This is a genomic window from Streptomyces albiaxialis (assembly GCF_039530985.1).
In the GTDB taxonomy this organism is placed as follows: domain Bacteria; phylum Actinomycetota; class Actinomycetes; order Streptomycetales; family Streptomycetaceae; genus Streptomyces; species Streptomyces albiaxialis.
Genome location: NZ_BAAAPE010000016.1, coordinates 210,221 through 231,289 on the forward strand (window position 1 = coordinate 210,221; position 21,069 = coordinate 231,289).

A 21,069-nucleotide genomic window follows, 5' to 3' on the forward strand; every position below is an offset into this window, starting at 1 on the left:
GACGCCAGCGGGTAGAGGGCGGGGCAGGGCCATCTGGTCTGGGCCAAGCACGACGAGACAGGGAGGAACCGTGAAGCCACGAACCGGTATCTGGCTGACAGGAGCCCGAGGGTCGGTCGCCACCACCGCCGTCACCGGCGCGGCGGCCCTCACCGCGGGGCTCCACCCCCCGACCGGCATGATCACCGAGACGCCCCCCTTCGCCGACGTCCCCCTCCCGCCCCTCGACACCCTCGTCTTCGGCGGCCACGACACCACCTCCTGCCCCCTCCCCAAGCGCGCCGAGGCCCTCGCCGAGGGCGGCGTCCTCCCGCACGGCCTGCCCGCGGCCCTGCACGCCGAACTCGCCGCCGCCGACGCCGCGATACGCCCCGGAGGCCCCGCGCCCCACGACCCCCGCACCGAGGACGAGCTGATCGCCGCCTTCGCCGCGGACCTCACGGCGTTCACCCGCGAGCACGGGCTCGCGCGTACGGTCGTCGTCAACGTCGCCAGCACCGAACCGGCACCGTCCTCGCCGGACGACCCCCTGCCGCCGAGTTCTCTCTACGCCGCCGCCGCGCTCCGCGCGGGCTGCCCCTACGTCAACTTCACCCCGTCCACCGGGCTCCACCACCCCCGCCTCGCCGACGCCGCGCGCACAGCCGGAGTCCCGTACGCGGGCCGGGACGGCAAGACGGGCCAGACCCTGCTCCGCTCGGTCCTCGCGCCGATGTTCGCGCAGCGCGCCCTCGCCGTACGGGCCTGGTCCGGCACCAACCTCCTCGGCGGCGGCGACGGCGCGGCCCTCGCCGACCCCGGCGCCGCCGCGGCCAAGAACGCGGGCAAGGAACGCGTCCTCGCCGACACGCTCGGCGCACTCCCCGCCGGAGACGTCCACATCGACGACGTACCGGCCCTCGGCGACTGGAAGACCGCCTGGGACCACATCGCCTTCGACGGCTTCCTCGGCTCCCGCATGGTCCTCCAGACCATCTGGCAGGGCTGCGACTCCGCGCTCGCCGCGCCCCTCGTCCTCGACCTCGCCCGCCTCATGGCCCGCGCCCACGAGACCGGTGTCACCGGCCCCGTCGACGGCCTCGGCTTCTACTTCAAGGATCCCGACACGGGCCCGAGCGGACTGCCGGACCAGTGGCGTGCCCTCCTCGCCCTGGCGGACCGGCTGTGATCGCCGCGTGGGCGCAACTGCTGCGGGTCTCCGCGGTGCTGACCGTGCCGGGCGACGCGTTCGCCGGTACGGTCGCGGGCGGGCGTGCCCCCGGGCGGGGCACGCTGCTCGCCGCGGGCTCCTCGCTCTGCCTCTACGAGGCGGGCATGGCCCTCAACGACTGGGCCGACCGCGAGACCGACGCGGTCGAACGCCCCGACCGCCCGCTCCCCTCGGGCCGCATCGCGCCCGCGTCCGCGCTCGCCGCCGCCGGGCTCCTGACGGGCGCGGGCCTCGCCGTCGCCGCCCGCGCGGGGCGCCCCGCCCTCGCGACGGCCACGGCGCTCGCGGGGGCGGTCTGGGCGTACGACCTCCACCTGAAGAACACCCGCTGGGGCCCGCTCACGATGGGCACCGCCCGCGCCCTGAACATCGGCCTGGGCGCGGCGGCGTCGATACCGGGCGCGGCGTCGGGACCGGGCGGCGGCCGTACCGGGGACGTCCTCCGGACCGCCGCGCTCATGGGCGCGCACACCGTCGCCGTGACGACGGTCTCCCGGGAAGAGGTCCAGGGCGGCAGCCCGCTGCCGCCGCTCACCGGGCTGGCCGCCGTCGCCGGGATCACGGGGGCGACGGCACGCCGGAGCCCCGCGGCGGCCGCCGCGTACGCCGTGACCGCCGCGCGCCCCCTCTTCCACGCCGCGCTCAACCCCTCCCCGCCGCTGCTCCAGAAGGCCGTCGGCGGGGGCATCCGCGCGATGATCCCCCTCCAGTCGGCCCTGTCGGGGAAGAGCCCGGCCGCCGTCGCGCTGCTGGGGCTGCTGCCCCTCGCCCGCCGCCTCTCCCGGAAGGTGAGCCCGACATGAGCGCGCTGCGGTACGCGTACGGCACGAACGGCCTCGCCGACCTCCGCCTCTCCGACGCCCTGCCCCTCCTCGCCGACCTCGGGTACGACGGCGTCGGGCTCACCCTCGACCACATGCACCTCGACCCCCTCGCGCCCGACCTCGCCCGCCGTACGGCCGAGGTCGCGCACGCCCTGGACCGGTACGGGCTGACGGCCACCGTCGAGACCGGCGGACGGTACGTCCTCGACCCGCGCCGCAAGCACGGACCGTCGCTGCTCGACCCGGACGCCGACGCGCGGGCGGTGCGGACGGGGCTCCTGCTGAAGGCCGTCCGGGTGGCGGCCGACCTCGGCGCCCACGCCGTGCACTGCTTCAGCGGCACGCTCCCGCCGGGCACCGCCGAACACGACGCGTGGCCGCGCCTCGTGGACGGCGTGGGCGCCGTACTCACCGCGTGCGAGGCGGCAGGCGTCCCGCTGGCCGTCGAACCCGAGCCGGGCCACCTGGTCGGTGACCTCGCGGGGTTCCACCGCCTCCGCGCCGCGCTCGGCGACCCGCCTCTCCTGGGCCTCACCCTCGACATCGGCCACTGCCAGTGCCTGGAGCCGTCGCCGCCGGACGCGTGCGTCCGTTCCGCCGCCCCCTGGCTCCACCACGTCCAGATCGAGGACATGCGCCGCGGCGTCCACGAGCACCTCCCCTTCGGCGAGGGCGAGATCGACTTCCCGCCCGTCCTGGAGGCGCTCCGCGCCGCGCACTACGGCGGCCTCGTCACCGTCGAACTCCCCCGCGACTCCCACGCGGGCCCGGAACGCGCCCGCACGTCGATCGACTTCCTCCGCGCGGCCGAACGGGCCGTCCCGACGGGAGCCGCTCCCACGGGAGCCGCCTCCACGGGAGCCGTCCCGACAGGAGCCGTCCCGACGAAGGGAGATGGCACCGCATGCTGACCCCTCTCGCCTCGCTCCGTACCGGACTCGAAGTCCAGCTCGACGCCGACTCGCGGGAATGGCTGCACCGGGCGCTGGCCGACGCCGCCGACACCCCGCACCACACCGGCCCCGGACTCCCGCCCTGGGAGCGGCACTTCGCCGCCGCCGGGCGGCGCTGCGTGCCCGCCGCCGGACAGGGCGGTCCCGCGCCCGGACTCGCCGAGACCGCCCGCATCCTCCTGCTGCACGCCGCCTCGCCCGGCGGAGAGGCCCTCGCCCGGCTCTACGAGCACGCCACGGCCCCCGAGCGGCGCGCCGTCCTGCTCGCCTTACTGCACCTCGACCCGCCGCCCGTGCCGCGCGCCGCGCTCCCGCTCGTCGAGGATGCGCTGCGCAGCAACGACACCCGGCTGATCGCCGCCGCGCTCGGCCCGTACGCCGCCGAGCACCTCGATCCGCACCAGTGGCGGCACGGCGTGCTCAAGTGCCTGTTCACCGGCGTGCCCCTGAGCGCCGTCGCCGGGCTGGAGCGGCGGGCGCGCGGCGACGCCGAGCTGGCCCGGATGCTCACCGACTACGCCCGCGAACGTACGGCCGCGGGCCGCGCCGTCCCCGACGACCTGCACCACGCGCTCCAGCTCACCGCCACCGAGTCCGCCGAATCCTCCCGCCCCGAGGAGCCGTGACCGCCATGCGCATCTTCGACCCCCACATCCACATGACGTCCCGGACGACCGACGACTACGCGGCGATGTACGAGGCGGGCGTCCGCGCCCTGGTCGAGCCCTCCTTCTGGCTCGGCCAGCCCCGCACCTCGCCCGCCTCCTTCTACGACTACTTCGACTCCCTCCTCGGCTGGGAGCCGTTCCGCGCCGCGCAGTACGGCATCGCGCACCACTGCACGCTCGCCCTCAACCCCAAGGAGGCGAACGACCCGCGCTGCCGCCCCGTCCTCGACGAGCTGCCCCGCTACCTCCTCAAGGACAACGTCGTCGCCGTCGGCGAGATCGGCTACGACTCGATGACGCCCGAGGAGGACGCGGCCCTCGCCGCGCAGCTCCAGCTCGCCGTCGAGCACGACCTGCCCGCGCTCGTCCACACCCCGCACCGCGACAAGGCCGCCGGGCTCGCCCGCACCCTCGACGTGCTGCGCGAGTCCGGGCTGCCGCCCCGCCGCGTCGTGCTCGACCACCTCAACGAGACGACGCTCGGCGCCGCCGCCGACAGCGGCTGCTGGCTCGGCTTCTCGATCTACCCCGACACCAAGATGGACACGGACCGCATGATCCGCATCCTCCGCGTCCACGGCACCGACCGCGTCCTCGTCAACTCGGCCGCCGACTGGGGCAAGAGCGACCCGCTCAAGACCCGGCACGTCGGCGACGCGATGCTCGCCGCCGGGTTCACGGACGACGAGGTCGACCAGGTCCTGTGGCGCAACCCCGCCGCGTTCTACGGCCAGAGCGGACGGCTCACCCTCGACGTGACCACCCCCGACGGCACGCACGAGGGCAACTCCATCCTGCGCGGCGGCGAGTGAGGAGGCGAGGACACGCATGCGTTTCCGGCACCCGGACGGGTCGACCGTCCACCTCGCGTACTGCACCAACGTCCACGCCGCCGAGCAGCTCGAAGGCGTCCTGGCCCAGCTCACCGAGTACGCCGAGCCCGTACGCCGCCGCCTGCACCGCGACCGGCTCGGCATCGGCCTGTGGCTGGCCCGCGACGTCGCCCGTACCCTCACCGACGACCCGGCCGCCGTCCGCCGGCTGCGCGCCGGGCTCGACCGGGCGGGCCTGGAGGTCGTCACGCTCAACGGCTTCCCGTACCAGGGCTTCGGCGACGCGCACGTCAAGTACCGCGTCTACCGGCCCGACTGGACCGACGACGCCCGCCTCGACCACACCACCGACCTCGCCCGCCTCCTCGCCGCGATGCTCCCGGAGGACGTGCGCGAGGGCAGCGTCTCGACGCTCCCGCTCGCCTGGCGCACCGGCTTCGACGCCGAGGCCCGGCACCGCGCCCTGACCCGCCTCCACACCCTGGCCCAACGCCTCGACGCCCTGGAGGAGCTGACGGGCCGCTCCCTGCGCGTCGGCCTCGAACCCGAGCCGGGCTGCACGATCGAGACGACGGCCGACGCGATACGGGCGCTCACCGGCGAGGACGCGCCTCCGGCGCACCGGATCGGCGTCTGCCTGGACACCTGCCACCTGGCGACGGCGTTCGAGGACCCGGCGACGGCCGTCACGGCCCTCACGGAAGCGGGCGTCCCCGTCGTCAAGTCCCAGCTCTCGGCGGCCCTCCACGCGGACGAGCCCGCACGGGACGACGTACGGGACGCGCTCGCGGAGTTCGCCGAGCCGCGCTTCCTCCACCAGACGCGGGCGCTCGCCCCCGACGGCACGCTGACCGCCGTCGACGACCTGGACCGCGCGCTGGCCCCCGGGGCGCTGCCGCGGAACGGCCCCTGGCGCTCGCACTTCCACGTCCCCCTCCACGCCCCCCTGACCCCGCCCCTCACGGCCACGCTCCCCGTACTGAAGGAGACCCTCACCCACCTGGTCGGCGGCCCGGCCCCCCTCACCCACCACCTGGAGGTCGAGACCTACACCTGGCAGGCCCTCCCCCCGGCCCTCCGCCCCACCACCCGGGCCCGCCTGGCCGACGGCCTGGCCGCCGAACTCACCGTGGCCCGCGACATGCTCACGGACCTGGGCCTGAAGGAGCTGCCATGAAGACGGCCGTACCGCGAAGCGCCACCGGCGCGCCCGCGGCGGGCGGGCTGTGCCGAGCTGGGGCGGTCACACCCAGGGGCGCGGGGAACTGCGCGCGCGAGCACAGCGGCGCGGCAGCCCGGCGGGACCGTCAGGGGCAGCCCCTGTCCAGCGCAGCGCCCATGCCGGGCGAGGCCGGAGGCGCCGCGTCAGGGGCGCGGGGAACGGCGCGCGCGAGCACAGCGGCGCAGGCGCAGGGGCACCCCCTGCTCAGCGCAGCGAAAGAGCACATGCAAACCTTTCCGGCGGAGGCGGAGGAGCCCTCATGAACGCGCCGCACCCTCTCCTCGTCATCGACGTCGTAGGGCTGACCCCACGGCTCCTGGCGCACATGCCCCGCCTCAAGGCGCTGGCGGACTCCGGCACAAGCACGCCGCTGGCGACCGTGCTGCCCGCCGTGACCTGCGCGGCGCAGTCCACGTTCCTCACCGGTGAACTCCCCTCCGGGCACGGGATCGTCGCCAACGGCTGGTACTTCCGCGAGCTGGGCGACGTCCTTCTGTGGCGCCAGCACAACAGACTCGTCGGCGGCGAGAAACTGTGGGACGCCGCGCGGGCGGTACGCCCCGGGTACACCGTCGCGAACGTGTGCTGGTGGTACGCGATGGGCGCCGACACCGACTGGACGGTCACCCCCCGCCCCATCTACTACGCGGACGGCCGCAAGGAGCCCGACTGCTACACCCGCCCGCCCGACCTGCACGACGAACTCGTCGCCGAACTCGGCGAGTTCCCCCTCTTCACCTTCTGGGGCCCCGGCGCGAACCTCTCCTCCTCGGAGTGGATCATCGGCGCGACCCGGCACCTCCTCCGCACCCGCCACCCCGACCTCGCCCTGTGCTACGTCCCGCACCTCGACTACGACCTCCAGCGCTACGGCCCCGACGACCCCCGCGCCGCCCGCGCCGCCGCCGAGCTGGACGCGGCCCTCGCGCCCCTGCTCGACCAGGCGCGGGAGGAGGGCCGTACGGTCGTCGCGCTCTCCGAGTACGGCATCACGCGCGTACGCCGCCACGTGGACATCAACCGGGCCCTGCGCCGCGCCGGGCTGCTGAACGTCCACACGCAGGACGGCATGGAGTACCTCGACCCGTGGACGTCCCGCGCGTTCGCCGTCGCCGACCACCAGATCGCGCACGTCTACGTCCGCGACCCGGACACCGACCTGCCCGCGGCCCGCGAGGCCCTCTCCGGTCTCCCCGGGGTCGCCGAACTCCTCGACGAGAACGGCAAGAAGGACCACGGCCTCGACCACCCCCGCTCCGGGGAGCTGGTCGCGGTCGCCGAGGCCGACGCCTGGTTCACGTACTACTACTGGCTGGACGACGCCCGCGCCCCCGACTTCGCGCGGCTCGTGGAGATCCACCGCAAGCCGGGCTACGACCCGGTCGAGCTGTTCATGGACCCCCACGACCCGTACGTCAAGCTGCGTGCCGCGACCGCCCTCGCCCGCAAGAAGGCGGGGATGCGCTACACGATGTCCGTCGTCCCCCTCGACCCGTCCCCGATCCGCGGCAGCCACGGCCGCCTTCCCGACCGTACGGACGAAGGGCCGCTGCTGCTCTGCTCGCGCGGGGGCGCCCTGGACGGCCTCGGCCCCCACGCCGACGGCACGCCCTTCCCCGCGACCGAAGTGAAACGACTCCTCCTCAACCTCGCACTGGGAGACCGATCATGACCAGCGAGCGAAACCCGGAACTCGACCGTGCCCTGCGCCGCAGGGGCTTCCTCGGCGTCGCGGCCGGAGCGACCGCCGCCGCGATGCTGGGCGGCGGCTCGGCCCTCGCCGCGCAGCCGTCCGGGGGCGGGCGCCACCGCCCGATCGTGCCGCGCGGCAAGCTCGGCATCCAGCTCTACACCCTCCGCGACCAGACCCAGGCGCTCGGCTTCGCCCGCGTCTTCGAGGAGCTGCGGCGCTACGACTACGACTCCGTCGAGTTCGCCGGATACACCCAGGGCACCGGCGACATCAGCCTCAAGCAGCTCAGACGGCTGATGCGCGACAACGGCCTGCGCGGCATCGGCAGCCACGTCGGCTACTACTCGGACAACCCCGACGACTACACGTTCGCCACCCAGCTCGATAAGGTCGTCGACGACGCTGCGGCCCTCGGCCTCCCCCACGTCGGCACGGCCGCCAGCCCCGACCGGTACGGCCGTACCGTCGACGGGTGGAAGCGGGCCGCGGCGGACTTCAACGCGTACGGGGAGGCGGCGCGCAAGCGGGGCCTGAAGTTCTACCAGCACAATCACCAGATGGAGTTCGGCTTCGCCGAGGACAGGCCGGACGTGCGCCTCTACGACGTGCTGCTCGAGGAGACCGACCCCGAGCTGGTCTATCTGGAGATGGACATCTACTGGGCGTACGCGGGCAAGTACCGCTTCAGCAAGCGGCCGGACGGCACGCCCGCGCCCTTCGAGCCCCTCGACTACGTCAAGTCCGCCCCGCACCGCTATCCGCTCTTCCATGTGAAGGACGGCGAGCACGACGAGGCGTCGGCCGACGGCTACCACATGGTCGACGTGGGCGACGGCGACATCGACTACGAGCGCTTCATCGGCGCCCTCACCCGCCGCAAGGGCCGCCACCACGACCACCACTTCCTGGTCGAACGCGACGACGCCCCCGACCCCGACGTCAACCCCGCGGGTTCCCTCTCGACGGCCCGCCGCTCGGCGAAGCATCTGCGCCGCCGCTGCTGAGAACAGGGCCGCCCCTCGGGCCGCCGCCCCTTCCCCGGCACCGGGGGAGGGGCGGGAGCGCAGCATGCCGGCCGTGGTGAGGGCGAGCTCCGCACCTCCCAGGGCGTCAACAAGGCGCTGCCGGTCAGGGAGGCGAGCGGGGCGGTGGACGTCAGGCCGGGCGGCAGGGCGGAGAAGGCGCGGATCAGGCGGCGGGTGACGGTCGGCGCGAGCGTCGCGTCGCCCGCCGCGACCACGCCGATCGCCTCGTCCGGCGCCTCCGGCGTGGTGTTCAGCAGGAACCCGCTCGCGCCCGCGCGCAGCGCCGCGTGTCCTACTCCGAGAAGGATGTGCTGCGCCAGCACCGCGTCGCCGTCGGCCTCGTCAGCCGGGCGGTGTGCGCGAGCCGCGACGCAGCGCGCGGACGGTGAGGAGCGCCAGACCCGAGGCGAGCACGGTCGGACCCAGCGCGAACGGCAGCCCGCCCAGGGCCAGTACGCCCAGCGCGCCCGAGCCGTCCACCTCGTAGGCCGCGCCCTCGCCCTCCAGGCTCTGGGCCACCGTCTGGAACGCGAGATGGAAGCCGATCCCCGCCCAGACGTCCCCCGTCGCGAGCCGGAACGTGCCGAGCACGAGCGCGAGGACGAGGAAGATCAGGAGCCGGTCCGGGCTGGTCGCCACGCCGATCAGGAAGCCGTAGAGGGCGAAGAGGACGGCCTGGGCGAGGTTCGCCCGCCAAGGGGGCAGCGCGTCGAGCAGGGCCCGCAGCAGCAGCCCCCGGAAGACCAGCTCCTCCGGCAGCGCCTCGTACAGGAAGACCAGCACCACCAGCAGTCCGGTCACACCGGCCGCCTCGGCCACGGACGTGCGGGGCGCGAGGGCGAGCGTCGTGACGCCGGAGCCGAGGCAGAGCGCGAACCCGAGCGCGGACGGTACGGCCCAGGCGGCGGCCCCCAGCAGCAGCCGCGGCCCGCCCGCGCGCGGGGACGGCAGCCCCAGCTCCGCCCACGGGCGCCCGGCGAACAGCAGCCGCCGGGCCAGCACGGCCGCCGGGACGACCAGCGCCGTGGTCAGCACGGCCCGCGCGGCGTGTGTGGGCCGGTCGTAGTCGAGGCCGAGCGGCGTGCCGTGGAAGACGAACAGCCAGACGAGCACGGCCCCGGCGAACAGGACCAGGACCCGCACGGTCACGCGTAACGGGCCGCCGCCGTCCCGCTCGCTCACGCCGCCCCCCTTGCCGCACCGTGGCGCCTCTTGCCGCCCCTCGTGGGGCTCAGCCCGCGGCGCCGAACACCTGGGTCCACCACGGGCCGCCCGCGCCGTCGTGACGGCCTATGCCCATCTCCTTGAAGTCGCAGTTCAGGATGTTCGCCCGGTGTCCCGGGCTGTCCATCCACCCCTGCACGACGTCCTTCGAGCTCTGCTGCCCCCTGGCTATGTTCTCGCCGTAGGTGCTCCAACCGTAGCCCGCCGCCGTGATGCGGTCGCCGGGGTCGTCCCCGTCGGGGTTGCTGTGGTCGAAGAAGTCGCGCTTGTCCATGTCCGCCGAGTGGTTCAGCGCGGCCGTGTTGAGCTTGCTGTTGACCTTCACCGGGCCGCAGCCCTTCTTCTCGCGCTCGGCGTTGACGAGCGCGGCGACCTGCTGCGCGGTACCGGCGGGCGCCGGGTCCGGCTTCGGCGGGTCGGGCTTCGGTTCCGGCGCGGGCTCGGCGGGCGCGCTCGTCGTCGGGCGGCGCTCCGGCTTCTTGCTGGGCTCGGGCTGCTGCTTCTTCTTCTCGGGCTTCTTCTTCCGCGACGGGGAGGCGGAGGGCGAGGGGCTCTTCGAGGAGGGGGAGGCGCTGGGGGAGGCGGGACGCGAGGGCCCCTCCTGCGCCGAGCGGGCCTCGACCCTCGTCGGCTGCTCCTTGTCCTCCTCGGAGCCGGGCGAGAGATAGACGATCCCGCCACCGGCGCCCAGCACCACGAGAGCGGCCGCGACCCCCGTCACGCGCCGCCGCCGGGCCCGCCGCAGCCGCTCGGCCCGCCGCGCCCCGCCGCCGGGCCCCGACGTGCCGGTCGCTCCGTGGGACGCGGCGGGCCCGGGCTCTTGGGCGGGGGGCCGGCCGTACGCGGGCTCGTGCGGGGACTGCTCGTGCGGGGACTGCTCGTACATGGGCTGCTGGTACGCGGGCTGCTGGTGGGCGGCGGGTCCGTGGCCGGGCGCTCCGTACGCCGTGGGCGCGAGGTCCGGCGAGCCGTGGGGCGGTGTCGGCTGCGGGAGCGGGGCGTACTCGGGCGTGCCGTGGGCCGGGGTGCCGAACGCCGCCGTGTCGTAGAGACCCGGCGCTCCCTGGCCGTACGGGGCGGCCGGGGTGGCCGTGGCCGCATGAGCCGCCTGGGCTGCCTGAGCCGCCTGGGCCGCGACCTCGGACGCCGACGCGCCGGCCGCGGAGAACGCGACAGGCACCAGCGCGAGCCCGACCAGCAGCCGTTCGGCCGGGACGAGGTCCGAAGAGCCGCCGGAGCACACCGTGCAGTCGCGGGTATGCCGGGCGAGCCGCTTGCGCCACAGCGGCGACGGCGCGCCGTCCCAGCCGACGACCGCGGCCTCCAGCAGGATGCAGCGCGGCTCGGCGGCCAGCGCGCGCACGAGGACGCGCGCCGTGTCGAGCTGCCCCTTCATGCGCTGCACGCGTACGGCCGTGTGCTGCGGCGTCAGTTCCAGCGCCGCGGCGACCTCGGCCCGGGTCAGTTCGCCCGCGGCCTCCAGCCACCACAGCGACAGCAGCGCGCGGTCGCCCTCGTCCAGCCAGCGCGTGGCCTGCGCGACCTCGCGCCGCTGCCCCGACAGCCCGAGCCGGAGCACCGCGAGGTCCACGAAGTCCTCGCTGGGCAGGGCGGCCGGGTGGGTGTCCTCCAGCCGTCCGGCGGGTATCGCCTCGGCGCCGGTGCGCCGCCAGTACGCGCGCAACTGGTTCATCGTGATGGCCACCAGCCAGCTACGGAACCTCTCCGGAGCGCGCAGCGCGCCGAGCCCGGCCACGACCTGGAGCATGGTCTCCTGGACCACGTCGTCCACGTCCGCGTGCCCGTTCAGTGCCCGGCCGACGATGTTGTACACCAGCGGGAGGTGGGCGGAGACCAGGCGGTCCCGCGCCTGCTGGTCCCCGGCCTGTGCCGCCGCGATCAAGGCGGCCTGGGGTTCGCTGCTCACGCTGCTCGCTCCTTCTCGGTTCTGGGGGTCGGTCCATGCCCCCGTACTGGGGGTGCGCGAGGGGCTGGGCCGATAACAGAAACCACGCGGCCGATTGGCTCACACGTCCGAATCCTGTCAGAGGGTACGAGAGGAGATTCCCGGCGATTCCGTGTGTGATCCGGACTTATCCGGACCTCGCGGTCGTCAGATCGCACCGTGCCATCGGGCGGAGGGCGGGTGCGTTGGGGGCGCACATTCGCCGGGCCGTACGGGGGTGGGGAGCTGACTGGTCAACGCCCGTTCAGACAAGCGGAGTTGACGGGGTCCGCGCGCGTCCGGCCCGGACTTCCGCGGGCCGACCCGCGTCACATGAATGCGCCGTCGCACTTCCGTTCATTATATGAAGAATGCCGATCTGTTCTTCGTCGGGCCGGAGCGCGGGCAAGCGTGGTGTGACCGAACTTCCGGCGAGGGGAACGGAATTGTCGAGGACCGAGGCAGTGACGGCGGCGCGGGACGTACGGACGCGGGGGCGGGCCCTTCTCGCGACGGCGCTCGCGACGGGCCGGTCGGTGATCGACCGGTCCGTGGCCGGACGGCCCATGACGCGGAAGCCGGTGTGGCCGTCCCCGTGGGTGCAGCTCAACCTCGCACCGATACCCGGCGACCGCTCCGGCATTTACGCCGAACTGCGTTCCATATCCCGGGAGTTCCTCGACGACGGGCGGGCGCGCAACGTCTTCTTCATGCACAAGGAGCCCGGCGTCCGGGCCCGATTCGAGGCGGCGGCCCTCGACCCGGGCTCGCTGCGGGCCGCGCTGCTGCGCCGCCTGAAGGGGAGCGAGGCGCTGCGGCGTGCGCCGGTCCACGCCGTCTACGAGCCCGAGCACTACCTCTTCGGCGGCCACGCCTCCATGCCGTACGTCCACGGCCTCTTCACCGCCGACTCCCTCGCCTGGCTCGACCACCACCTCGCCTTTCCGGGGCGCGAGGGCCAACTGACGGCGTGGCGCCACTCGTTGCTGCTCCTGCGCGAGTGCTTCGCCGGGCTCGGGATCGTGGGCTGGGAGCACCGCGGGGTGTGGGAAGCCGTACGGGAGCGCACCGGGCGGGGCGTGCGCGGCGCGGGCCCGACGGACTCGGCGGCGCTCGCGGCGCGGCAGCGCGCGGCCGAGGGCATCGTCGCCTGCTGGCGCGCCCCGCGCGATCAGCTCCTCGCCGCGTTCCCCGAGCACCGGCGCGCGGCGCTCGCCGCGCACGCCGACGCGGCCCGCGAGGCGGGGGAACGGTGGCGGCACGGCTACTTCGAGGCGGGCGAAGCGACGCTCGGCCCGCGCGCCGCAGCCGCGTACGCCACCGTCTTCCACTGGAACCGCGGCGCCCTCTCCGCGACCCGCCAGGGCCTTCTCACCGACGCCCTGGCCGAGGAGGCCCCCCATGCCACCCCCCACACCTGACCGCCCGCGCCCCACTCCCACACCCGACGAGGGCTGGCCCCGCGACGGAGGCGTGTCCGGCGGATGTATCGGGAGCGTTGCTCTTGTTCGGGTTGCCGGGGTGGATTGGGAGAGGTGGGGAGAGGGTGGGGACGAGGGGTTGGCCGGGCGGGCTATGGGGCTCGATCGGGAGGCGGGGCGGGTCGGGGGGCTGGCCCGGGCGCTGGGGGAGCGGCTCGGCGCCGAGGTCGTGCCCGACGAGCGGCTCTCCGTCGCCGACCGGAGAGCCGTGCTCGCGCTGCGCCGCGCGCTGCACGCCGGGCGCGCGGACGCGGGCGGGCCCGCGGACCGCGCGGGTCGTGCCGCCGTCGCCGCGCTCGGCGGAGGACCCGCCCGCGACCTCGCGGAGCTGGAGCGGGTCGCCGCCGCACTGGACGCCGCGCGGGAACGTTTCGCCGAGGACGTGACCGCCGAACGCGCCCGCGTGGGGGAGGCGTTGCTGGCCCTCGCCCGTTCGCACCCCGTGCTGCGGGACTTCGTGACGGCCTCCTCGCCCCGGCTCCTGGACGACCTGGAGCGGCATGTACGGGCGGGCGAGCCGTGGGGCGGGAAGCGGCCGCGCAAGGGGACGGGCTATGTGTGGCGGGCCCTCGCCCGCTGCGCGGCGAAGACGACTCCGCGCGGCTGGGCGGGCCGGCTCGCGGCCGTACCGGTGGAGGGGCGGGAGGGCCCGCTGCTGCCGTACGGGGCGCGGCTGGGCGCCGTCGCCGCCGAGTCCACGGAGAACGTGCACCGCCTGTGGGCCTCCCTCCGCGCCCTCGACCTGCGTACCGCCGCGCCGGACGCCCTGCTCGCCCTCACCCCGCTGCACCGCTCGACGCCGGACGGGTTCCACTGCCGCGCCGCGGACGTGGGCGAGGACGCCGACGCGAGGGCGGCGAGCCGGTTGCGGGTGGTGGACCTGCGGCGTACGCCCGTGCTGGACGCCGTGGTGGGCGTCCTCGCGGACGGGCCGTGCCCGTTGGGCGGCCTGGAGGCCGCGCTGGCGGGCGGGCACGGCGAGAAGGGGCGCCGCGTACTGCGCGGCTTCCTCGACCACCTGCTGCGGCTCGGCGTGCTCCAGTTGTGCGCCGCGCCCGAGACGCGCCGCCTGGAGTGGACGGCGGGTGCCGCCGCGGTGGCCAAGGCGCCGGCGCGGCACCCGGCCCCGCGCGGCTGGTTCCTCGACTCGTACCGGAAGACGGACGCCACCGTCTCCGCCGGGGCCGCGGCGCGCGCCGCGGAGGGGCTGCGCCTCGCCCGGCGGCTGGACGCGCTGCGCGCGGAGGGCGGCGCCGCCGCCGGGGACCGTACGCCCCGCTGGCAACTCCTCGACGAGGCTCGCGAGATCGGCCCCGAGCCCCGTCCCCTCCTGGACCTCCTCCGAGCCGAGAGCGGCACCGAAGGCGTACGGGCCGTCTCCCGCGCCCGTTACGAGGGGTGGCGGCCCGCGCGTACCCCCGGCTCCGCCTACGCCCGGCTCCTCGACCACCTCGCGGCGCGCCTGGACGACGAACGGGTCGACGTGGACGAGGAGTTGCTGGACGCGCTCGGTGCGCCCCGCGTCCAGGACTGGGTGGCGAGCTGGCCGACGGACTGCCTGCTGCGCCCGCTCGCGGGGGCACCGGACGAGCCCGTCGCCGTCCTGGAGTCGGCGTCGCCCGCCGGAGTGCTGGACGCGCGGTTCGCCGAGGCGCTCGACACGCACCACGGCGGCTACGCCAACGTGCCCGCCTACCGCGCGTTCCTCGCCGCCTACGAGCGCACGACCGGCGTCCGCTTCGTGGAGCTGCTCGTCCCGCCGCTCGGCGAACCGGCCGCGAACGCCGTCCGCCGCCCCGCCGTCACCACCTGGTGCACCGGCGACCCGAACACCGGGCTCTACTACCCGCCGGACGCCCTCGACTCCGTACGGCACCTGCCCCTGCACCGCATCACGCTGCGCCGCGCGCCCGGCGGCACGCTGATCGCCGAGGACGCGGCCGACGGCGTACGGCTGCTGCCGGTGCACCACGGGACCCGTACGCCGGTCCCGCCGTACGACCGGCTGCTGCGGCTGCTCACCGCGGCGGGCCACCCGGCCTCGCAGTACGCGCTCCAACTGGGCGGCCTGGCGGGTGCGTTCCCCGATGCGGCGCGGGTGCCGAGGCTCACGGTGGGCGGCAGGTGCGGCGGGCGGCTCGTGGTCAGCCCCGCGCAGTGGCGGCTGCCGCGCGCCGGGATGTGGCGGCCCGCCGACCCCGAGCCGGCGAAGGCCGAGCGGCTGGCCGCGCTGCGCCGCGCCGGGGGCCTGCCCCGCTTCGGTTACGTACGGACCGAGCCGGGCGGCAAGCCCGTCCCCGTCGATCTCGCGGCCCTCCCGGCGCTCCAGGCGCTGGAACGGCTGTGCCAGTCCGCGCCGGACGGCCGCGACCTCTGGTTCGAGGAGGCGCTGCCCGTGCCCGCGTCGGAGGAGGGCGCCACCGCCCTCCGCGACCCCGCGCACGACGGCGCCCCGGTCGCCACCCAGCTCCTGCTCCGGCTGCCCCACGACCGTACGGCCCACGCGCTCGCCGCCCTCGCCGCCCGCGAGCACGCCACCGCGTGCGGCGCCACAGACCTCCCCGGCCCGCGGCCGTCCTCCGACGGCGACGGGCAGGGGCGGACACCCCATCCACAGGGAGAAGAGAGAGAAGGGAAGCACCATGCCTGCCACGATCGAAGCTCTTGACCTGGACAACCTGATCGACGACCTCGACGCGCGGATCAGCGAGTCGGCGCTGCCGGACGACACGTCGATGGACTCGGGCCAGTGCAGCGGCGTCTGCACGGTCCTCGTCTGCACGGTCATCGTCTGCTGACGACCGTCCACCGCGCACCGAGCCGCCCGGCCCCACGGCCGGGCGGCTCTCGCCGACCCACCGTACGCACGCACGTACGGCACGTACGGCACGTACGGCACCTACGCACGCACGTGAGCACCTACGCACGCCCCACCGCACAGGACGCGAGGACACCCGTGACGGAGACGACTTCGACGGAGGAGGCCGCGACGGACGCCGTGATCCGGGCCCAGGCCCTGCGCCTGGCGACGGACCTCCTCACCCGCTGGACCGAGCGCCCCCACGGCACCCCCGGCACTCCCGCTGACGAGACGCCGACCGGCGATCCCGCCGTCCCCGTGCTCGCCGCCCTGCTCGCGGAGACCGGCGAGCCGTCCGCCGTGGCCGCCGCGGCCCGCGCGACCGCCGTCTGGGCGCGCGGCGCGGGCCGGGGCGGCGGGGGCAGGCGGGGGCTGTACGGCGGGGGGCTCGCCGGGACCCTCGTCGGGCTGCGCCACGCCGCCGCCGTCCACCCCGAACTGCACGCCGTGGCCGACCGGTTGCGCGACCGGCTGCTCGCCGACTCGCCGGGCCCCGTGCCGTACGGGAGCGTGACCTTCCCCGACTACGACCTCGTCCTCGGCCCCTCGGGCGTGCTGCTCGCCCTGACCGCGGGCCTGGACCGCTGCGGGCCGACCGTGGACCTCGCCCCGTACGCCGACCGGCTGGCCACGCTCTGCGACGCGCCCGAACTGGACGGCCTGCGCGCGCGTTACGCCGGGCACGCGCTCCTCGACTGGATGGACGGCCGCGTCAACACGGGCATGGGCCACGGCGTCGCCGGGGTGACCGTCGCCCTCACCGCCGCCGTGCGCCATCTGGGGGCGCGCCCGGAGTGGGTCAACGCCCTGCGGAACGCGGTGCGATGGCTCTCCGCGCAGGCGTTCACCGACGCGCGGGGCGTACGGACGTGGGACGGCGCGGGCCTCGACGGGGTGGCGCCGCCGCCCGGCGCCCGTACCCGGCAGGCGTGGTGCTACGGCACGCCCGGCGTCTCCTGGGCCCTGTGGGACGCGGCCGACGCGCTCGGCGACGCGGCGACGGCGGCGTGGGCCGACGAGGCGTTCACCACGCTCGCGGGCGGCTACGACGAGGAGTTCCACCTCTTCGGCGACCACCCGGGGGACCGCCTGGGCCTGTGCCACGGCGCGTCCGGCGTGCTGGCCGTCGCCGACGCCTTCCACCGGTACGCGGCGCCGCACCCGGCGGCCAGCGTCCTGCGCACCCGGCTGCTGCGCCATCTGTCGGCCAGGGAGGACGAGTTGCGCGAGCTGGCCGACGCCCGTACGGGCCTGCTCGGCGGCGCGGGCGGTGCCCTGAGCGCCGTCCTGACGGCGACGGGCGGCACGCGGGGATGGCTGCCGTGCCTGGGCCTGAGGTGAGGCCCCTGTTCCCATAATTGGCCTAGACCTGCGGGAGGCGCTGGGGTATACACGGGACCGACCGACACCGAAGCATCGGACGTCCCCGTACGAGCACGAGCCAGGAGACCCCCGCGCCATGACGATCCCTCAACGCACCCTCGCCCTCGGGACGTTGCCGTTCGGGACGAGCGTCGACGAGGAGACCTCGTTCCGGATCCTCGACCGCTTCGTAGAGCTGGGCGGGAGCGTCCTCGACACCGCGGACAACTACGCGTTCTGGGCCGACGGCGCCACCGGCGACGAGAGCGAGACGGTGATCGGCGCGTGGATGGCCGCGCGCGGCACGCGCGAGCGCGTGCGCCTCAGCACGAAGGGCGGCGCGCGCCCCACCGTCCCCGGCACCGGCCTGGAGACCGCCGAGGGGCTGTCCCCGAAGGCCCTCGCGGCGGCCGTCGAGGGCAGCCTGCGGCGGCTGGGCACCGACCACATCGACGTCTACTGGGCCCATGTCGAGGACCGGTCCGTGCCCCTGGACGAGACCGTCGGCGCCCTCGCCGGTCTCGTCGAGAGCGGTACGGCCGGGGCGGCCGGCCTCAGCAACCACGCGCTCTGGCGCGCCGAACGCGCCCGCGCCCTCGCGGGCGGACGGCCCCGCAGCACCCATCTCCAGTACCGCTACTCGTACCTCCAGCCGCGCCTCGACATGCCGCTGCCGTCCGCCGCTCACGTGCACGCCGCGCCCGAACTCCTCGACTACGTACGGGCGGAGGAGGACCTGCGGCTGTGGTGCTACAGCCCGCTGCTCTCGGGCGGCTACACCCGGCCCGACGTCGCGGTCCCCGCCGCCTACGACCACCCGGGCACGCCCCGGCGGCTCGCCGTCCTGCGCGAGGTCGCGGAGGAGACCGGGGCGACCGCGAACCAGGTCGTCCTCGCCTGGCTGCTCGACCACGACCCGCCGGTCCTGCCGATCGTGGGCGTCAGCTCGGTCGCGCAGATCGAGGAGGCCATGGCGGCGCTCCCGCTGCGCCTCGACGCCGAACAGCGCCGCCGCCTGGACGAGGCGGGGCGCTGACGCGGGCGGGGTGCTGACGCGCGGACGGTGCGCCGACGCGGCGGGCGGTCAGGACGGCAGGCGCGTCGCGAGGACCAGGCGGCAGCGCGGGGCGCCGTCGCGGCGGCGGCCCAGCTCGGTGAGGGAGACGAGGGAGACGGCGAACCCGGCCTCGCGCAGCTCCCGCCGTACGTCCGCCAGCGGCCAGGTGCGGTAGTACATGACGAACGGCGGGCGCCACAGCGCGTTCCGCACCCGCATCGCCATATCGAAGCCCAGCAGCGACCAGTACGCGGGCGAGCCCGGGCGCGGGGGCGCGGCCAGCGGGAAGGCGAACCGGCCGCCCGGCCGCAGCACCTCCCGGACCTGCGCGAACAGCGAGGGGCGGGCCGAGGGCAGGAAGTGCCCGTGCGCCCCGAAGCTGACGACGAGGTCGAAGGAGCCCCGGCGGAACGGCAGCGCGTGCGCCTCGCCGCGCACCCACCCCACCCGCGCCCCGTCGGGCCCGGCCGCGGCCCGGTCCAGCATGCCCGCGCTGAAGTCGAGCCCTGCCGCGGTCCCCGCGCACACCTCGCGCAGCACCCGGGCCCCGGCGCCGGTGCCGCAGCACAGGTCGAGCCCGGCCGCGAACGGGCCGTACGGGCGCAGCGCGCGGGCCGTCGCGTCCAGCACGGTGTCGGGCGTGCGGTACGCGGTGTGGTCGAACTTCGGCGCGAGCAGGTCGTAGCCGCGCTCGACGGACGACAGCGCCTGGACGGCCAGCTCGCGGTACGTGGGCCCCCGGCGGCCCGGCGCGGAACCCGGGGACACCGGGAAGCCCGGGGAAGCCGGAGAGTCCGGGGATTCCGGGGAAGCCGGGGCGTTCGCGGGATCTTGAGCGTCGTGTACGGACATCGCCGCCCAGCCTATGCGGGCGCGCCGCGCCGGTCCTGCGCGCCCGGGCGACTGCATCTTTCGATGGAGCGCGCGGCGGGGATCTCGTTCCGCCCGGCGACGCGCCGACGGGCGCCCGCGTGGTCCGCTGGAGGTCCCACAGGAGGTGCACACCATGACCGCCGAACTCGGAAAACGACTCCCCGACGCCCAGCCCCGCGTCCGCGCCTCGGACGCCGAGCGCGAGGCGGTGGTCGAGCGGCTGCGCGAGGCGACGGCGGAGGGGCGCCTCACCCTGGAGGAGCTGGCCGACCGCTGCGAGGCCGCGTACCTGGCCCGGTACCGGGACGACCTCGACCGCGTCGCCGCCGACCTCCCCGCCCCGGGCCCCGCCGAAGGCGCCTCCGGCCCGGGCGCCAGCGGGGTCTACCGGACGAAGGCGGGCGACGCCACGTACGACCACCCCGAGCCCGACCCCTCGGGCCGCCTCACCGCGACCTCGGGCCTGGGCGACCTCACCCTGAACCTCGCCCACGTACGGGCACCGTCCACCGGCGAGCTGCGCGTCACCGCGAAGGCCTGGGCGGGCGACGTCCGGCTGATCGTCCCCGAGGGCGTGGACCTGCGCGTGCAGGGGAGCGTCCGCGACAGGACCGGCAAGCGGAAGCAGCCGGTGCCGAAGGACGCGCCCCGCGTCCACGTCTCCGGGACCGCGATCCTGGGCGAGGTGGTCGTCGTACGGCCCCGGGGCGGCCGTTCGGCCCTGCGCGAATGGATCGAGGAAGCGGTCGACACGGCGCTCGACTTCCTCTGACCCGGCCGTCGGTGCCGGCCCGTCAGTGCGCGTCCGTCAGCCCCGGTCCGTGAGCGCCTCGACGGCGACGCGCGCGGCGCGGGCGATGAGCGCGTCGTCGTGCTCCGCGTCCTTGGTGTCGCGCCGCGACATGACGGCGAGCACGAGCGGTTCGGCGTCCGGGGGCCAGATGACGGCGATGTCGTTGCGGGTGCCGTAGCCGCCGTTGCCCGTCTTGTCGCCGACCCGCCAGCCCTCGGGGACGCCCGCGCGGATCAGGTCGTCGCCCGTCGTGTTGCGCCGCAGCCAGTCGGTCAGCAGCGCGCGCTTGCGGTCGGACAGCGCGTCGCCGAGCACGTAGGTGCGCAGGTCGGTGGCCATGGCGCGGGGCGTGCTGGTGTCGCGGCGGTCGCCGGGCGTGGCGTCGCTGAGGTCGATCTCGTACCGGTCGGCGCGCGTCACGCGGTCGCCGAGAGCCCGCAGCACGTCCTGGAACCCCGAGGGGCCGCCGAGTTCGTCGAAGAGGAGATTGGCGGCGCAGTTGTCGCTGTACCGGACCGCCGCGTCGCACAGCTCGCGCAGCGTCATCCCCGTCCGTACGTGCCGCTCCGTGACGGGCGAGTGGTGGATCAGGTCGCCACGCCCGTACCGCACCTTCTTGTCGAGCCCCTTGAGGGAGTTCTTGTCCAGGACGGCGGCGGCGAGAAGGGCCTTGCAGGTGGAGGCGTACGCGAACCGGTCGTCGGGCCTGTGCGCGACGACCGCCCCGCTGCCGGTGTCCACGCCGTGGACGCCGAGCCGCGCGTCGTACCGCCGCTCCAGCGCGGCGAACGCGCGCTCGGCCCGCTCGCGGCGTGCGCGCGGCAGCGACATGGAGGACGGAGAAGAGTCCGGGGACTTCTTGGACGCGGCGGGGTCCGGGCCGCCGTCGGACGAGCCGCACCCGGCGAGGGGCAGGGCCGCGAGCCCGGAGAGCGTGGCGAGGGCGGAACGGCGGGGGAGGGACGCGGACGACGCGGGCATGGCGGGGCACCTCTCTGCGGGCCGGGAACGGGGCGGAGGAGCTCCGAGGAGATCAGCCGCGGGGT

Annotated in this window: 18 protein-coding genes; 14 read left to right on the forward strand and 4 right to left on the reverse strand. The window is 75.6% G+C overall.

The annotated features are described in order from the left end of the window. The first annotated feature begins 70 nt into the window (after positions 1 to 70). The 8 genes from ABD343_RS32430 (at position 71) to ABD343_RS32465 (ending at position 8,407) form a co-directional block, all read left to right on the forward strand. Positions 71 to 1,168, forward strand: coding sequence for an inositol-3-phosphate synthase (locus ABD343_RS32430; RefSeq protein ID WP_344533374.1), 1,098 nt, complete (start codon positions 71 to 73; stop codon positions 1,166 to 1,168). Beyond that, on the forward strand, positions 1,132 to 2,013 hold the full coding sequence (locus ABD343_RS32435) for an SCO3242 family prenyltransferase (protein WP_344533375.1): 882 nt from the start codon (positions 1,132 to 1,134) through the stop codon (positions 2,011 to 2,013). The genes ABD343_RS32430 and ABD343_RS32435 overlap by 37 nt, the downstream gene beginning before the upstream one ends. Continuing rightward, complete coding sequence (locus ABD343_RS32440; protein WP_344533377.1) at positions 2,010 to 2,945, forward strand: sugar phosphate isomerase/epimerase family protein; 936 nt, start codon at positions 2,010 to 2,012, stop codon at positions 2,943 to 2,945. Before ABD343_RS32435 ends, ABD343_RS32440 begins: the two co-directional genes overlap by 4 nt. Beyond that, on the forward strand, positions 2,939 to 3,613 hold the full coding sequence (locus tag ABD343_RS32445; protein WP_344533379.1) for an EboA domain-containing protein: 675 nt from the start codon (positions 2,939 to 2,941) through the stop codon (positions 3,611 to 3,613). The genes ABD343_RS32440 and ABD343_RS32445 overlap by 7 nt, the downstream gene beginning before the upstream one ends. Positions 3,614 to 3,618: 5 nt before the next feature. Beyond that, entirely contained in the window at positions 3,619 to 4,467 is an 849-nt protein-coding gene (locus tag ABD343_RS32450; protein WP_344533870.1) for a TatD family hydrolase, read from the forward strand. 16 nt (positions 4,468 to 4,483) lie between these two features. Further along, positions 4,484 to 5,665: a metabolite traffic protein EboE gene (gene eboE, locus ABD343_RS32455; protein WP_344533381.1), complete on the forward strand. Its 1,182-nt coding sequence runs from the start codon at positions 4,484 to 4,486 to the stop codon at positions 5,663 to 5,665. A gap of 304 nt (positions 5,666 to 5,969) precedes the next feature. After that, positions 5,970 to 7,382: an alkaline phosphatase family protein gene (locus tag ABD343_RS32460; RefSeq protein ID WP_344533383.1), complete on the forward strand. Its 1,413-nt coding sequence runs from the start codon at positions 5,970 to 5,972 to the stop codon at positions 7,380 to 7,382. Further along, positions 7,379 to 8,407: a sugar phosphate isomerase/epimerase family protein gene (locus ABD343_RS32465; protein ID WP_344533385.1), complete on the forward strand. Its 1,029-nt coding sequence runs from the start codon at positions 7,379 to 7,381 to the stop codon at positions 8,405 to 8,407. The genes ABD343_RS32460 and ABD343_RS32465 overlap by 4 nt, the downstream gene beginning before the upstream one ends. Before the next feature lie 363 nt (positions 8,408 to 8,770). On the opposite strand, the gene ABD343_RS32475 is transcribed toward ABD343_RS32465, so the two are convergent. Together ABD343_RS32475 and ABD343_RS32480 are read right to left on the reverse strand one after the other, a co-directional pair. Then, on the reverse strand, positions 8,771 to 9,610 hold the full coding sequence (locus ABD343_RS32475) for a CPBP family intramembrane glutamic endopeptidase (protein ID WP_344533387.1): 840 nt from the start codon (positions 9,608 to 9,610) through the stop codon (positions 8,771 to 8,773). 49 nt (positions 9,611 to 9,659) lie between these two features. Continuing rightward, positions 9,660 to 11,579 carry a sigma-70 family RNA polymerase sigma factor gene (locus tag ABD343_RS32480; RefSeq protein WP_344533389.1) on the reverse strand — a complete coding sequence of 640 codons (1,920 nt, stop codon included), beginning with the start codon at positions 11,577 to 11,579 and terminating at the stop codon, positions 9,660 to 9,662. A 464-nt stretch (positions 11,580 to 12,043) separates the two neighbouring features. On the opposite strand from ABD343_RS32480, the gene ABD343_RS32485 reads away from it, so the two are divergent. The 5 genes from ABD343_RS32485 to ABD343_RS32505 all read left to right on the forward strand — a co-directional run bounded on the left by ABD343_RS32485 (position 12,044) and on the right by ABD343_RS32505 (position 18,336). After that, positions 12,044 to 13,018 (forward strand): thiopeptide-type bacteriocin biosynthesis protein, encoded by a 975-nt coding sequence (locus ABD343_RS32485; RefSeq protein WP_344533391.1) that lies wholly within the window; start codon positions 12,044 to 12,046, stop codon positions 13,016 to 13,018. 154 nt (positions 13,019 to 13,172) lie between these two features. Then, a complete protein-coding gene (locus ABD343_RS32490; RefSeq protein ID WP_344533392.1) occupies positions 13,173 to 15,746 on the forward strand; it encodes a lantibiotic dehydratase in 2,574 nt (857 codons plus the stop codon). Continuing rightward, a complete protein-coding gene (locus ABD343_RS32495; RefSeq protein ID WP_344533394.1) occupies positions 15,721 to 15,876 on the forward strand; it encodes a hypothetical protein in 156 nt (51 codons plus the stop codon). The genes ABD343_RS32490 and ABD343_RS32495 overlap by 26 nt, the downstream gene beginning before the upstream one ends. A 158-nt stretch (positions 15,877 to 16,034) precedes the next feature. After that, complete coding sequence (locus ABD343_RS32500; protein WP_344533396.1) at positions 16,035 to 17,279, forward strand: lanthionine synthetase LanC family protein; 1,245 nt, start codon at positions 16,035 to 16,037, stop codon at positions 17,277 to 17,279. A 118-nt stretch (positions 17,280 to 17,397) separates the two neighbouring features. Then, positions 17,398 to 18,336, forward strand: a complete 939-nt coding sequence (locus tag ABD343_RS32505; protein WP_344533397.1) for an aldo/keto reductase — start codon at positions 17,398 to 17,400, stop codon at positions 18,334 to 18,336. Positions 18,337 to 18,384: 48 nt separating this feature from the next. On the opposite strand, the gene ABD343_RS32510 is transcribed toward ABD343_RS32505, so the two are convergent. Then, a complete protein-coding gene (locus ABD343_RS32510) occupies positions 18,385 to 19,209 on the reverse strand; it encodes a class I SAM-dependent methyltransferase (protein WP_344533399.1) in 825 nt (274 codons plus the stop codon). A gap of 154 nt (positions 19,210 to 19,363) precedes the next feature. Here ABD343_RS32510 and ABD343_RS32515 point away from each other — a divergent pair, with 154 nt between their 5' ends. Beyond that, positions 19,364 to 20,002 (forward strand): DUF1707 SHOCT-like domain-containing protein, encoded by a 639-nt coding sequence (locus ABD343_RS32515; RefSeq protein ID WP_344533401.1) that lies wholly within the window; start codon positions 19,364 to 19,366, stop codon positions 20,000 to 20,002. Between the two features lie 36 nt (positions 20,003 to 20,038). Here the strand turns inward: ABD343_RS32515 and bla are convergent, their stop codons facing one another. Then, on the reverse strand, positions 20,039 to 21,004 hold the full coding sequence (bla, locus tag ABD343_RS32520) for a class A beta-lactamase (protein ID WP_344533402.1): 966 nt from the start codon (positions 21,002 to 21,004) through the stop codon (positions 20,039 to 20,041). Between the last annotated feature and the right edge of the window lie 65 nt (positions 21,005 to 21,069).